At 65.9% G+C, this 14,027-nt stretch carries 15 protein-coding genes; 7 read left to right on the forward strand and 8 right to left on the reverse strand.

Going from position 1 to position 14,027, the window contains the following annotated elements; all coding sequences use genetic code 11:
* The first annotated feature begins 1 nt into the window (after position 1).
* The 6 genes from flgH to K6V06_RS15770 all read left to right on the forward strand — a co-directional run bounded on the left by flgH (position 2) and on the right by K6V06_RS15770 (position 6,896).
* Positions 2–700 carry a flagellar basal body L-ring protein FlgH gene (gene flgH / locus K6V06_RS15745; RefSeq protein WP_222244906.1) on the forward strand — a complete coding sequence of 233 codons (699 nt, stop codon included), beginning with the start codon at positions 2–4 and terminating at the stop codon, positions 698–700.
* A 6-nt stretch (positions 701–706) separates the two neighbouring features.
* Positions 707–1,882, forward strand: coding sequence for a flagellar basal body P-ring protein FlgI (locus tag K6V06_RS15750; protein ID WP_255581879.1), 1,176 nt, complete (start codon positions 707–709; stop codon positions 1,880–1,882).
* Positions 1,883–1,901: 19 nt separating this feature from the next.
* On the forward strand, positions 1,902–2,948 hold the full coding sequence (flgJ, locus tag K6V06_RS15755; protein WP_222244908.1) for a flagellar assembly peptidoglycan hydrolase FlgJ: 1,047 nt from the start codon (positions 1,902–1,904) through the stop codon (positions 2,946–2,948).
* 128 nt (positions 2,949–3,076) lie between these two features.
* A complete protein-coding gene (gene flgK, locus K6V06_RS15760; RefSeq protein ID WP_222244910.1) occupies positions 3,077–4,969 on the forward strand; it encodes a flagellar hook-associated protein FlgK in 1,893 nt (630 codons plus the stop codon).
* 33 nt (positions 4,970–5,002) lie between these two features.
* Positions 5,003–6,232, forward strand: coding sequence for a flagellar hook-associated protein FlgL (gene flgL / locus K6V06_RS15765; protein WP_222244912.1), 1,230 nt, complete (start codon positions 5,003–5,005; stop codon positions 6,230–6,232).
* A 238-nt stretch (positions 6,233–6,470) separates the two neighbouring features.
* Entirely contained in the window at positions 6,471–6,896 is a 426-nt protein-coding gene (locus K6V06_RS15770) for an NUDIX domain-containing protein (RefSeq protein ID WP_255581880.1), read from the forward strand.
* Between the two features lie 44 nt (positions 6,897–6,940).
* Here K6V06_RS15770 and K6V06_RS15775 read toward each other — a convergent pair whose 3' ends face one another.
* From K6V06_RS15775 to K6V06_RS15800, 6 genes are all read right to left on the reverse strand, one after another.
* Positions 6,941–7,210, reverse strand: coding sequence for a hypothetical protein (locus tag K6V06_RS15775; protein ID WP_222244913.1), 270 nt, complete (start codon positions 7,208–7,210; stop codon positions 6,941–6,943).
* Positions 7,211–7,909 carry a hydrolase gene (locus tag K6V06_RS15780; RefSeq protein WP_222244914.1) on the reverse strand — a complete coding sequence of 233 codons (699 nt, stop codon included), beginning with the start codon at positions 7,907–7,909 and terminating at the stop codon, positions 7,211–7,213.
* A 205-nt stretch (positions 7,910–8,114) separates the two neighbouring features.
* Entirely contained in the window at positions 8,115–9,377 is a 1,263-nt protein-coding gene (locus tag K6V06_RS15785) for a CaiB/BaiF CoA-transferase family protein (RefSeq protein WP_222244915.1), read from the reverse strand.
* Between the two features lie 3 nt (positions 9,378–9,380).
* Positions 9,381–10,355, reverse strand: coding sequence for a tripartite tricarboxylate transporter substrate binding protein (locus K6V06_RS15790; protein WP_222244916.1), 975 nt, complete (start codon positions 10,353–10,355; stop codon positions 9,381–9,383).
* Positions 10,356–10,419: 64 nt separating this feature from the next.
* Positions 10,420–10,872 carry a MaoC family dehydratase gene (locus tag K6V06_RS15795; RefSeq protein WP_222244917.1) on the reverse strand — a complete coding sequence of 151 codons (453 nt, stop codon included), beginning with the start codon at positions 10,870–10,872 and terminating at the stop codon, positions 10,420–10,422.
* A gap of 11 nt (positions 10,873–10,883) precedes the next feature.
* A complete protein-coding gene (locus tag K6V06_RS15800; RefSeq protein ID WP_222244918.1) occupies positions 10,884–11,357 on the reverse strand; it encodes a MaoC family dehydratase in 474 nt (157 codons plus the stop codon).
* A gap of 137 nt (positions 11,358–11,494) precedes the next feature.
* Between K6V06_RS15800 and K6V06_RS15805 the strand changes: the two genes are divergently transcribed.
* On the forward strand, positions 11,495–12,256 hold the full coding sequence (locus K6V06_RS15805) for an IclR family transcriptional regulator C-terminal domain-containing protein (protein WP_222244919.1): 762 nt from the start codon (positions 11,495–11,497) through the stop codon (positions 12,254–12,256).
* Between the two features lie 45 nt (positions 12,257–12,301).
* Here K6V06_RS15805 and K6V06_RS15810 read toward each other — a convergent pair whose 3' ends face one another.
* Together K6V06_RS15810 and K6V06_RS15815 are read right to left on the reverse strand one after the other, a co-directional pair.
* Positions 12,302–13,117 (reverse strand): SDR family NAD(P)-dependent oxidoreductase, encoded by an 816-nt coding sequence (locus tag K6V06_RS15810; RefSeq protein WP_222244920.1) that lies wholly within the window; start codon positions 13,115–13,117, stop codon positions 12,302–12,304.
* Between the two features lie 75 nt (positions 13,118–13,192).
* Positions 13,193–13,999 (reverse strand): enoyl-CoA hydratase/isomerase family protein, encoded by an 807-nt coding sequence (locus tag K6V06_RS15815; RefSeq protein ID WP_222244921.1) that lies wholly within the window; start codon positions 13,997–13,999, stop codon positions 13,193–13,195.
* Positions 14,000–14,027 lie beyond the last annotated feature (28 nt).

The following is a 14,027-nucleotide window of genomic DNA, read 5'->3' on the forward strand; positions in this document are numbered from 1 at the left end:
CATGACCGACAAGCTGTCCTGCCTGGGCCGGGCTGTCCGCCGGCTCTGCTGCCTGATCGTACCGCTGGTGGCCACCGGGTGTGCGCTGGTACCGCGCGAGCCGCTGGTGCAGATGCCGACCACGGCCCGGGCACAGCAGCGTCCCATGGCGCCGCCGACGGGCTCGATCTACCAGGGTTCGTATGCGGGCAACCCGCTGTTCGAGGATCGCCGGCCGCGCAACGTCGGCGACATCCTGACCATCGTCATTCGGGAAAACGTCAACGCCTCGAAGAACTCGGGCACCAATGCGACCCGCACCGGCAATGCCGCGCTGACTTTCGATGCGGTGCCCCGCGCGCTGGGCGGGCTGTTCGGCGCGAGCCAGAACGCGGAGATGAGCGGCGAGAACGGCATCAACGCCAGCGGCGGTTCCCGCGCGGCCAACACGTTCAACGGCACCATTACCGTCACCGTGATCGAAGTGCTGCCCAACGGCAACCTGGTGGTGTCCGGCGAGAAGCAGATGGCGATCAACCAGGGCGCGGAGTTCATCCGCTTCTCGGGCGTCGTCAATCCGCGGACCATTACCGGCGACAACGCGGTGCCGTCGACCCAGGTGGCCGACGCCCGTATCGAATACACGGCCAAGGGCTATATCGACGAAGCGCAGCAAATGGGCTGGCTCCAGCGCTTCTTCCTCAACGTTTCACCGTTCTGATTCACCATGACCTTGCGCCTGGCTGACTGCCTCCCGTTTCGCTCCGTCCGCCATCCGGTCCTGATTGCATGCCGGCGCGCCGCGCAGATCCTGCTCGGCGCGGTGGCGCTGCTGGCGCTCGCGTTGCCCCAGGCCGCGCATGCCGAACGGCTGAAGAATCTCGCGTCGTTCCAGGGCGTGCGCGACAACCCGCTGGTGGGCTATGGCCTGGTGGTCGGTCTGGACAATACCGGCGACCAGACGATGCAGACGCCGTTCACCACGCAGAGCCTGAGCAACATGCTGTCGCAGCTGGGCATCACCCTGCCGGAAGGCCGCAACATGCAGCTGAAGAACGTGGCAGCGGTGATGGTCACCGCGACGCTGCCGCCGTTTGCCCAGCCCGGCAGCCAGCTGGATGTGGTGGTGTCCTCGATGGGCAACGCCAAGAGCCTGCGCGGCGGCACGCTGCTGATGACGCCCCTCAAGGGCGCCGACGGTCAGGTCTATGCGATCGCGCAGGGCAACCTGCTGGTGGGTGGCGCCGGTGCCTCGGCCAACGGCAGCAAGGTACAGATCAATCAGCTGGCGGTGGGCCGCATTTCCAATGGCGCCATCGTCGAACGCGCGGTGCCGTCCTTCCAGCCGGAGAACGGCCTGCTGACGCTTGAACTGAAGACCACCGACTACGGCACCGCCGAGCGGGTGGTGGACGCGATCAACCGCAATATCGGCGGCGGCGCCGCCAGTGCGCTGGACGGGCGCGTGGTGCAGGTGCGCGTGCCGACCGAGCCGTCGCAACGCGTGGCCACGCTGGCGCGCATCGAGAACATCGACGTCACGCCGGCCAAGGCCGCCGCCAAGGTCATCCTCAACGCACGAACCGGCTCGATCGTGATGAACCAGGAGGTCACGGTGCAGGACTGCGCGATTGCGCACGGCAACCTGTCGGTGGTCATCAATACCCAGCCGGTGATCAGCCAGCCGGCGCCGTTCAGCGGCGGCGAGACGGTGGTCGCGCCGGTATCGGAGATCAGCCTGAAGCGGGATTCGGGTTCGCTGCAGATGATCAAGGGCGGGGCCTCGCTGACCGCGGTGGTGCGCGGGCTGAATTCGCTGGGCGCAACCCCGGCCGACCTGCAGACCATCCTGGAAGCGATGCGCAGCGCCGGCGCGCTGCGCGCGGAACTGGAAATCATCTGACGCCCGGAGTGCCGACCGCATGACCAATCCGCTGCAGGCCCAGGCCGATCTGTCGCAACGCTTCGCGCTCGATGTCCAGGGCTTCGAATCGCTCAAGAGCCAGGCTCGTTCGGGCGGCGATGGCGCGTTGAAGGCCGCTGCCCGCCAGTTCGAGGCCGTCTTCACGCAGATGATGCTCAAGAGCATGCGGGAAGCGACACCGCAGGACGGGCTGTTCGACAACGAGCAGACCCGGATGTACATGTCGATGCTGGACCAGCAGATGGCCCAGCACCTGTCCAGCAAGGGCATTGGCCTGGCCGACGTGATGGTGCGCCAGCTGGCGCGCGCCAGCGGCCAGGCGCTGCCGCCGGAAGTGGCGGCCGCGGCCAACATGGACGACGCGGCGGGCGCCCTCGGACCGCTGCTGGACGGCCGTACCACCGCCGCCGCCCCGGGAGCCGAAGCCCAGTTCAGCGACGGCAGCGAAACGCCGCGCGCCGGCACCACCATCCCGGGCTCCGCCTGGAACCCCACCGCCGGGCTGCGGCAATACCAGGCCAACGATCCCGGCGCATGGCAGAACGGCCAGGGCGGTCAGGGCGCGGCCGGCATGGCCGGCGAGGATGCCCCGGCTCATATCAGCGCTTTCGTCAGCCGGATGGCCGGCCCGGCCGTGGCGGCCTCGCGCGCCAGCGGCGTGCCGGCCAAGCTGATTCTTGGCCAGGCCGCGCTCGAATCGGGCTGGGGCCGCCGCGAGATCACGCATGCCAACGGCAGCACCACCCACAACCTGTTCGGCATCAAGGCAGGTGCCAACTGGAAGGGGCCGGTCGCCGAAATCACCACCACCGAATACATCGACGGGCAGCCGCAGAAGGTGAAGGCGCGCTTCCGCGCCTATGGCTCGTACGAGGAAGCGTTCGCGGATTACGCGCGCCTGCTGTCGAACAACCCGCGCTATGCCGGCGTGGTGTCGGCCGGCTCGGCGGAAGCCGCCGCCCATCACCTGCAACGCGCGGGCTACGCCACCGATCCCGAGTACGGGTCCAAGCTGGTTCGCATCATGAAGCAGGTGCAGGGCTGAGCAGTCCAGGCGAAGCCTGCCTGCCGGCGGGGCTAAAGTCCGGGCGCAGAAGTGCCGTTACCACCCACATCCACCGCCACGGTTGCATCCGCAACGCCGTGGCGAACCACAGATTCCGGGGCTAGCGTATGTCTCTCTTCAATATCGGTCTTTCTGGTCTGAACACGGCGCAGAACGCGCTGACCACGGTCGGCCACAACATGAGCAACTCGGCTACGGCCGGCTACACCCGCCAGAACACCATCATCTCGTCGGCGGGCGGCCAGCACACCAGCCAGGGCTTCTTCGGCCAGGGCTCGGTGACCACTACGGTGCGCCGTGTCTACGACGAGTTCCTGACGGGCCGGCTGCGCGAGGCCGAGACGTCCAGCGCGGAGCTGGAGGCCTACTACGACCAGATCAGCCAGATCGACAGCCTGCTGGCGGACCAGAAAGGCGGGCTCGCACCCCTGATGCAGAAGTTCTTCGCGGCTGTGCAGGGCGTGGCCGACAAGCCGGGCGACACCGCCGTGCGCCAGAACATGCTGAACGCGGCCGAGTCGCTGGCAGGACAGCTGCGCTCCTCCGCTACCTATTTCCAGCAGCAGCAGGAAGGCATCAACGCGGAACTGAAGAGCTCGGTGAGCCAGATCAACGCCTACTCCGCTGAAATCGCTTCGCTAAATGCGCAGATCCAGCGCGCCAGCGCCACTGCTGGCGGCCAGCCGCCCAACGACCTGATGGACCAGCGTGACCAGGTCGTCGCCGAACTGAACAAGATCGCCGGTGTGAAGGTGGTGCAGCAGAATGGCGGGTCGTACAACGTCTTTGTTGGCAATGGACAGCCCCTCGTGGTCGGCAGCAGCGCCTATGAACTGAAGGCCGTCAATGCCTCGGCCGATCCGAGCCGGACCGTCATCGCGTACACGCTGCCCAACGGCACCGAGATCGAGATGGAAGACAAGCTCTTCAACGGGGGCACGGTGGGCGGCATTCTGAAGTTCCGCAGCGAGACGCTGGATGCCGCGCAAAGCTCGATCGGCCGCATCTCGCTGGCCATTGGCCAGAGCTTCAACGAGCAGCACCGCCTCGGCATGGACCTGAAGGGCGCCATTGGCGGCGACATGTTCGGCATTGGCAGCCCGGTGGTATTCGGCAACGACGACAACAGCGGCACCGGCACGGTGACCGCCAGCATCAGCGACGCGCGTGCACTGACCACCAGCGACTACACGCTGCGCTACGACGGCACCAACTACAGCCTGGTGCGGATGTCGGACAACGAGGTGGTAGCCAGCGGCACCGGTCCCACTTTCGAGGCCGATGGCATCAGCGTGACTGCGGGCGCGGGCATGGCCGCTGGCGACTCCTTCCAGATCCAGCCGACGCGCAATGCCGCGGCCGGGATGCAGCTGCTGATTTCCGATCCTGCCAAGGTCGCGGCTGCGGCACCGATCCGTGTGGAGACCGGCGCCGGGAACCTGGGCACCGGTACCGTCAAGGCCAGTGTCGAGCACGGGTTCTCGCTGCCGGCGTCGAGCATTACCGCCACCTACGATGGCACCAGCTACACCTTCATCGACGCCGCCGGCAATCCGGTGATGCCCGATGCCGGCCCGGTGGTCGGGACGGACGGCACCTCGTTCGAATTCAACGGCGTCACCGTGACCTTCGGCGGCACGCCGCGCGCGGGCGACAGCTTTACCATCGAGTCGAACGCCGGCGGCACCACCGACAACGGCAACGCCCTCGCCCTGGCGAAGCTGCAGACGGCAAAGACCATCAATGGCGTCTCCAGCTTCAACGATGCCTTTGCCCTGCTGGTCAACGACATCGGCAGCAAGACCAAGTCGATCGACATCGCCTCGACTTCGCAGAACAGCATCACCACGCAGGCCCGTACGGCACAGCAGTCCGTGTCCGGCGTCAACATGGACGAAGAGACGGTCAATCTGCTGCGCTACCAGCAGATGTACCAGGCCAGCGCCCAGGTGATCTCCGTCGCCAATTCGCTGTTCGATTCCATCATCAACATCCGCTGACGGCCGGCTGGCTAGGGACATCAGGAAAACATCATGCGTGTCGCAACTTCGACGTTCTACCAGCTCGGCCTGGCCGCAATGAATGGCCAGCAATCCTCGCTGCTGCATACCCAGCAGCAGCTCGGCACCGGCCGCCGCGTGCTGACGCCTTCTGACGACCCGGTCGCGGCCACTCGCGCGCTGAGTGTCTCCCAGGCTCGCGGTGTCAACGGCCAATATGCCGCGTCGCGAACCCAGGCCAACAACAACCTGGCGCTGGAAGAAAAGACGCTGCAAAGCATCATCACCACCATCCAGAACATCCAGACCAAGCTGGTCAACGGCGGCAACGGCACCATGAGCCCCGAGGATCGGGCCGCGGTCGCCACCGAGCTGGAAAGCAACTACAAGCAGTTGCTGGGCCTGGCCAATGCCGACGATGGCAATGGCGAATACCTGTTCGCCGGTACCAAGTCGGGCACGCCCCCGTTCATCAGCTCGAATGGTGGCGTCGAGTACGTTGGCGACACCAATTCGCAGCTGCTGCAGGTCGACGTTGCACGGCAGATGGCCATCGGCGACCACGGCCGCGACGTGTTCCTCAGCGTCACCGGCTCGGCCAACTACGTGTTGAAGGCCGGCGCCGCCAACGAGGGCAACGTCCGTTATAGCGCGCTGTCGGTCACCAACCCGAGCGATCCGCTGTACGGCCACAACTTCGATGTCACCTTCGCCATCGACGGCGTGACCGGCGAGACCACCTACAGCGTGATGGACAACACCGTCGTGCCGCCTGCGGCCGTCGGCACGCCAACCCCCTACGTCAGCGGCGAATCGATCACGGTGGGCGGCATTTCCGTGACGCTGACGGGAACGCCGGCCGACGGCGACACCATGCGTATCGCTCCGGCCCGCGAAATGGGGACCGACGTCTTCGCCAATATCCAGAGCGCCATCGATGCGCTGCGTTCGCCCGTGCTGAACGACGCCGACCAGGCCGCGCTGGACAACGCGCTGGCGACGGCAACGCGCCAGATGTCCAATTCGCTTGACAACGTGCTGACCGTACGCGCCTCGGTTGGCGCGCGCATGAACGAGCTGGACGCGCTCGACACCATCGGCGAGAACCGCGACCTGAATTACGAAGGCACGCTGACCAACCTGCAGAGCCTGGACTACGCCGCGGCGATCACCGAGTATTACCAGCGCTCGACCGCGCTGCAGGCCGCGCAGCAGTCGTTCATCCAGATCCAGGGGATGAACCTGTTCAAGTTCCTGAGGTAAGCGCAGGGAATTTTCTTATCGGGGCAATTTCAGCGGGTACATCACTTGCCTTGCCTTGCATGAAATTGCCCGAACGGGGAACTTTCCTTGAAAAACGGGCCAGGGGGCGGATAATTTCCCGAAAAGGAAATCTCCATGCTCTCTACCGTCGAAACCTCTGTGGATCTCGTCGAACGCCGCAGCGAATTGACGAGCAAGCGATTGACTGGCTCCGACGCCGGTTCGTGAGGCTACCGGCATGACGGCCACGCGGCGTTCCGGCGGTTTCCTTGTCATGCGCCCCTTCGATGATGGCTGGCGCTGCCTCATCCTGCGGGCTTACAGGAATTGGGACTTGCCCAAGGGCATGCCCGAGCAGGACGAAAACCTGTTGCAGACGGCGTTGCGGGAGACTACCGAGGAGACCGGGTTGATGGACCTGGAACTGCCTTGGGGCGAGGAGTTCCGCGAAACCGAGCCGTATGGCAAGGGGAAGGTGGTTCGCGTCTATCTCGCCTTGTCACGCATTGGCGAGGTCGTGCTGCCCGTCAATGCACAGCTGGGAAGACCGGAGCATCACGAGTTTCGGTGGGTGGCGCTCTCGCAGGCGCGCCAGCTGTTGCTGCAGCGGTTCTGGCCGATGCTCGACTGGGCAGAGGGTGTGGCTGGCGAGGGCGAGATCTAGATCGGGGTGGGCAGCGGCAGGCGGCCTCCTGCTGCGCGCACCGGTCAGTGTGTGACCGGCCGAGCCTGCAACAGCTCTCGCCCACCCAGGGTCGTCTCCGTCAGCAGCGCGCAGGCGCGCAGCGTGCCGGCCAGCACGCCGAGCGACAAGGAGGTGTGGGCGTGGGCCGTAAAGCCCGTCATGAAAGCAAACGCCGCCATTTCCCACTTGCGTGCGCCTGTCCGGTTCGTTGTCATCGCGTTGGTTCTGGTCAGCATGGCGATCGAATCGCGGGGATGCCGATCGCTCTTCCGGGCGATCGGCATCGGCGCCAATCAGCGTTCCACCACCGGTGCGTGGACCGGGGCGATCGACGGATGCGCGGTCTGCGTGCGCTGCGCGGCCTTGTGCACCATCGTGTAGGCGTAGTCGATGCCAATGCCATAGGCGCCCGAGTGCTCCTTTGCCAGACCAGTGACCGCGTCATAGGTCTCGCGGTTCTTCCAGTCGCGCTGCCATTCCAGCATCACCTGCTGCCAGGTCACCGGCACGACGCCGGCCTGGATCATGCGCTGCATCGCATAGTCGTGCGCTTCCCGGGTGGTGCCGCCGGACGCGTCCGCCACCATGTAGATCTCGTAGTCGCCTTCCAGCATCGCGCTCAGCGCGAAGGTCGTGTTGCAGACCTCGGTCCACAGACCGGCGACGACGATCTTCTTGCGGCCGTTGGCGGCCAGTGCGTCGCGCACCTTCTGGTCGTCCCACGAATTCATCGAGGTGCGCTCCAGCGTTTCCTTGCCGGGGAAGACGTCGAGCAGTTCGGGATAGGTGTAGCCGGAGAACGAGTCGCTTTCCACGGTGGTGATGGTGGTCGGCACGTCGAAGACCCTGGCTGCCTTGGCCAGCGCCACCACGTTGTTCTTCATGGTCTGGCGGTCCATCGACTGGACGCCGAAGGCCATCTGGGGTTGATGGTCGATGATGATCAGCTGGCTGTTGCGCGGGGTCAGGACTTCGAGTTTGGCGTTCGACATGGTGTTTCTCCGGTTTGTTGATTCAATTGATTTGAGGTTCTTCGGCCGCGCTGCACCGTTTCGTTTGTGGTGCAGCGCTGCCATGGACAGAACTATAGCGACCTGTGGCGAGCGAAAGTGACGCTATCGCTGTCATAGTCATTCAAAATAATTGAATCGATGGAGAGCACGCCGGTGTCGGGTCCTGTGCTGGACCCACGCCGGATCAGATCACTCCCTGTGCGCGCAATGCCGCCACGTCCTGAGCCTTGTACCCGAGGACGCGCGCAAGCACCTCCTCGGTATGGCTGCCGAGTACCGGTGGCGGCAGCCGGTACTGAACCGGCGTCCCCTGCAATCGCAGGGGGCTGGCGATGGTGCCCACCGAGCCGCCGCCGGGCAGCGGCATGTCGACCCGGAGTTGCCGGTGCTTGACCTGCGGTTCCTCGAAGACCTGGGCATAGTTGTTGATGCGCCCGCAGGGCACGCCGTACTGCTCCAGCCGGCGGATCCACTCTGCGGCGGGGCGCTGCAGCATCGTCCCGGCGAGCATGGGAACAAGTTGATCGCGGCCGGTGATGCGATCCTTGACCTTGCGCCAGCGCTCGTCGGCGGCGAGATCGGGGCGATCGATCGCCTCGCAATAGCGCAGCCACTGGGTGTCGTTGCCCACCGCCACGACGATCTCGCCATCGGCGACCGCAAAGACCTGGTACGGCACCAGACTGGCATGTGCGTTCCCATAGCGGTGGGGGATCTTGCCGCTGGCGAAGAAGCCGGTGACCTGATTGCCGCCGAGCGCGACAAGGCAGTCCAGCAGTGCCATGTCGATGTACTGACCGGCGCCCGACACCTGCCGATGATTGAGCGCGGCGAGAATGGCGACGGTGGCATACATGCCGGTGATGACGTCGGCAATGGCGATGCCGCTCTTCTGCGGGCCACCGCCCGGCAGGTCGTCGCGCTCGCCGGTGATGCTCATCAAGCCCCCGATCGCCTGGAAGACGAAGTCGTACCCGGGCTTGTGCGCGTCGGGGCCGTCCTGGCCGTAGCCGGTGATGGAGCAATAGACCAGCCCCGGATTCACCGCGCGCAGGCTTTCGTAGTCGAGCCCATACCGCTTGAGGTCTCCCACCTTGTAATTCTCGATGACGACGTCGCTGACGGCGGCGAGCTCGCGCACCAGCTGCTGCCCCCTGGCACAGGCGATGTCGACGGTGATCGATTTCTTGCCCCGATTGGCGGCGGCATAGTAGGTGGAGTCGGGGCCGGGAGCCTGGGCGGATGGATCTATCCAGGGCGGACCCCAACCGCGCGTGTCATCGCCCACGCGCGGCCGTTCCACCTTGATGACCTCGGCGCCCAGGTCGGCCAGATTCTGCGTGCACCACGGTCCCGCCAGCACGCGGGAGAGGTCGAGCACGCGCAGGTGGGAAAGCGCCCCGCCTTCGCCGCCCGACGGGGCGGCGGCAAGTTGGTCGTTCGCCATGGTTCAGTTGATGGTGACCTGCGCGGCCCGAATGACCTTCGCCCATTTGTCCAGCTCGCTGTCGACGAAGCGGGCGAACTCGGGTTGGGTCTTGCTGCCCGGCTCGGCTCCCTGCAGGGCGAACTGTTCCTTGATGGTCGGGGAACGCAGCGCGGCCAGTACATCGGTCGAAATCCGGGCGGTCAAGGCCGGTGCCATGTTGCCCGGCGCGTACAGGCCAAACCAGGAGGTCGCCTCGAAACCCTTGACGCCCGCTTCGTCCATGGTGGGCACGTTGGGCAGGGCGGGCGAGCGCACCGATGACGTCACCGCCAGGGCGCGCAACTTGCCGGCCTTGATATGTTGCAGCACACCGGGCACGGAGTCGAACATGACGGGGATCTGCCCGCCCAGCAGGTCATTGAGCGCGGGCGCGGCGCCTTTGTAGGGAACGTGCAGCATGTCGACGCCGGCCATGGACTTGAACAGTTCGCCGGACAGATGGTTGGCGCCGCCCGTCCCCGACGAACCGAAGCTGACCTTGCCCGGGTTGGATCTGGCATGGTCGATCAACTGCGCGACGTTGGTGGCGGGAAAGGCAGGGTTGACGACCAGTACATTGGGCACCGAGGCCACCTCGGCGATGGGCGTGAAGTCCTTGCGGGTGTCGTAGCGCAGGGTCTTGTACAGCGCGGGATTGATGACATGGTGCGTCGCGGTCAGCATCAGGGTATAGCCGTCCGCGGGACTGCGGGCGAGCTGCTCGGAGAAGACGGTGCCGCTCGCCCCGGGCCTGTTCTCGACGACGACCGGTTGTCCCCAGGTCTTCGACAGCTCGGTGGCGAGCAGCCGGGCCAGGATGTCCGTGGTGCCGCCGGCCGGGAATGGCACCACCATCCGCACCGGATGATCCGGATACGATTGGGCAGCGGCCGTGGGGGAAGCCAGTGCCGCGAGGATTCCGAGCGCGACGCCTGCCGCGCGCAACCATGCAGTCATGTTGTGTCTCCTGTCGGTGTTCTGCGAATCTGCCGTTCGTTTGCTGCGAAGACTGAAGACTGCGTTATCTCAGCCCCGCAATGAAATCCGGAAACTCGGCCATTGCTTCGCCGACCGCGACCGTCTCGTCGCGCTGGTTGCGCACTTCGACGTCGAGGGTGATCCAGCGGCTCTTCTCGGTGACCCGCAGCGCGGTGATGACGGCGCGCGGATAGATGGTGTCGCCGGGTTTGACGGGGGCCTTCCAGCGGGTTTCCAGTCGCCGCTGTACGCCGCCGATGGGATAGAGCCAGTCGGTCATCATCTTCGTGATGACGCCGAAGTTGTTCATGCCGTGCATGATGATCCCGCCGAAGGACGTCTTGCCGAAGCTGCCCTGCATGTACTCGTCATCGAGGTGCAACGGGTTGAAATCCAGCGAGGCTTCGCAGAACGCGCGGATGCTCTCGCGGGTGGGGGAGAACGGTGTGCCGTCGATGGCCTGGCCGACCGACAGGGTGTCGAATGCTTGCGTCATGGCGGGTCTCCTCACATCGGCCGGATCGTCCAGCCGCGGCCGGAGCAGATCACTTCATTGTTCTGGTTGTAGAAAACGTTGTCGTGCACGACGAACAGGCGGTCCTTGCGGATGAACTTGTCCAGTGCGCGTGCATCGAGCCGGATCACGTCGCCGGGGCGTGCGGGAATGTTGTAGCTCCACGACTGTCCGGCGTTGACGGTGCCGGGGCTGCGCATCCAGTCATCCGTCGGCGTGCAGGCGAACATCAGCAGGATATGAATGGCGGGCGGCGCGATCAGGCCCTTGTAGGGCGACTGGCGGGCGTAGTCCTCGTCGAAGTAGAGCGGGTGCTCATCGCCGAGGACCCGGCACAGCTTGTGGATGTCTTCCAGCGTCAGCGTATAGGAGATTGTCTTGCGGGCCTCGCCGGGGACGATGTCGTCCCAGATCTTGCGCGATGCCGCGTCCTTCCAGAAGTCCGTTTCGAATGTGCTTTGGGCCATGGTGGTGTCGATTGCTGTTGCAAGGACTGGACATTCGGTCTAGAATGTCCGCTAGGCGGCTACGAGTAACCGCTGTGTGAATCATTCTGGAAAAGATCTGGTCCCCTGTCAAGGACAGGCGGGGGCCAACGCATGCCATGGCGACACCCGAAAGCGAGTCGTTCGTGCGCACCTTCGCGCGCGGGCTGAAGATCATCGAGGCGATGGGGCAGGGCGCCGCCCGCCAGACCATTGGCGACATCGCCGACGCGTCGGAACTGCCCCGCTCGGTGGTGCGGCGGTTTCTGCTGACGTTGATCGAGCTATCCTTCGTCGGCACCGACGGCAAGTACTACTGGCTGACCCCGAAGGTGCTGCGCCTGGGCCTCGCCTATCTGTACGCGCTGCCTTACTGGCGGCACGCACAGTTCGCGCTGGAGGATCTCGGCGCCCGCATTGGCCAGTCGTGCGCGATCTCGGTGCTGGACGAAGAGGACATCGTTTACGTGCAGCGCCAGCACACCAGGCGCATCCTGGCGATGAGCCCGACGCTGGGCAGCCGGCTGCCGGCGCACGCGGTATCGATGGGGAGGGTGTTGCTGGCGGGACAGGAGGACGAGGCGCTGGAACGATATCTGTCGAGCGCGATGTTGAAGCAGCGCACGCCCGCCACCATCGTGGATCCGGGACAGCTGCGCGACGCGATCCACCTGGTGCGCAAGCAGGGCTATTCGTGGGTCGACGGCGAGTACGATGAATCGATCGCAGGGCTGGCGGTTGCCGTGCGCAATCAGGACGGGGACGTCGTGGCGGCAATCAACGTGAGCTTGCCGGCCGGCTTGTTCGACGAGGCGGCGGCGGTACGCGAGTTTCTGCCGGAGCTGCGGCAGACCGCCTCCCATTTGCGAGCGCAGTCATAGGAGCGGCAGCATTGCCGCTCCGGATCCCTGCGGCAAGCCGCGCTTCTACAACATCACGAAGCCGCCTGACGCGCCCAGCGTTTGCCCGGTGACAAACAGCGCCCGCTCGGAAGCCAGGAACGCGACCACCCCGGAAATGTCCTCTGGCCGCGACAGCCGTCCGGCGCCCTTGGCGATCGGGTAGAGCGGCAGCATCTTCGGCAAGCGCTCGTCGTTCTCGATGGTCGCGTCCACGCGCAGCGGCCCGTCCTTGATGCCCGCGTGCGATACGGCGCCCAGGGCGACCGAGTTGACGGTAATCCGGTGCCGCCCGTGCTCGCGCGCGATGGCTTTGCCGAACGCGGCGATCGCCGCCTTCGCGCCGGAGTAGACGGCGAGATGGGCCTCGCCCACCCGTCCGGCTTCCGAGATGATATTGACGATGCGGCCGCCGCCGGCGTCGATCATGCCGGGCAGCACCGCGCGGCAGCAGTGCATGGTGCCGTAGACATTCAGGTCCACCACCTTGGCCCAGTCCGCGACCGGCATGTCGAGGAACAGCGGGGTGCGGCCGCCCTTCTCGCGGCGCTCCGGCACGATGCCGGCGTTGTTGACCAGCACCGTGACCGGCTTGCCGAACTGCTCGCGCGCCTGCGCAACCATGGCGTCGATCTGCTCGGGGCGCGTGATGTCAGCCGGCACGGGCAGCGCCCGCCCGCCGGCCTGCTCGATGTCCGCGGCAACCGCCTGGGCGCGTTCCGCAAACAGGTCGTTGACCACCACCAGCGCGCCTTCGGCCGCCAGTTCGATGCAGATCTGCCGGCCTACGCCCTGGCCGCCGCCGGTGACGAGCGCCACCTTGCCTTCGAGTCCCAGATTCATGGTGTCCCTTGTGTGTTGTGTGATGGCAGGAGTGCCCCGCGCTGGCGAGGCGACGGTCGTCGGAGGCGACCGGCCTCAGCGCCCGGTGAAGACCGGCTTGCGCTTTTCGACGAAGGCCCGCATGCCCTCCTTGCGGTCCTCGCTGTCGATGATCATGGCGGCGGCGTAGCGCTCGAACTCGAGCCCGGAGTCGATGTCGCCTTCGAGGCCGCGATTGATCGCGCGCTTGGCAAAGCGCACCGCCAGCGGCGGCTGTTCGGCAATGCGTTGCGCCATCGCCAGCGCGGCGGGCATCAGCGCGTCCGGAGCCAGCACGCGCGTGACGATGCCGTATTGCAATGCCGTCTGCGCATCGACCAGGTCGGAGGTCAGCACGAGTTCCTTCGCCCGTGCCGCGCCGATCAGCCGCGGCAGCCGCTGCGTGCCGCCCGCCGCGGGGATGACGCCGAGCTTGACCTCCGGCAGGCCAAAGCGGGCGGTGCTCGCCGCGATCCGGATGTCGCAGCACAGCGCCAGCTCCAGGCCGCCGCCAAGCGCCACGCCGTTGATCGCGGCGAGCACCGGCTTCTCGAATTCCTCGATATCGCGGAACAGGTCGTGCGTGGCGCGCTGGGCGAAGAAGTACTCTGTGCCGGCCACCGTGTTGCCGGCGCGTTCCTTGATATCGGCCCCGGCACAGAAGGCGCGGTCGCCGGCGCCGGTCAGCAGTACCGCGCCCACGCGCGCGTCTGCCCGCGCATAGTCGAGGAAGGCGCGCGCCAGGTCCGGCTTCATGCTGCCGCCCAGCGTGTTCATGCGGTCGGGCCGGTTCAGCGTGATGACCGCGACGTTCTGCTGCACTTCGTAGCGCAAGGTTTCCAGCGGCGGATGGTGTTCGGTCATGAATAGTCCTTGTCGTTGGACGGGGGCG

It is taken from the genome of Cupriavidus sp. AU9028, from assembly GCF_019795295.1.
In the GTDB taxonomy this organism is placed as follows: Bacteria; Pseudomonadota; Gammaproteobacteria; order Burkholderiales; family Burkholderiaceae; genus Cupriavidus.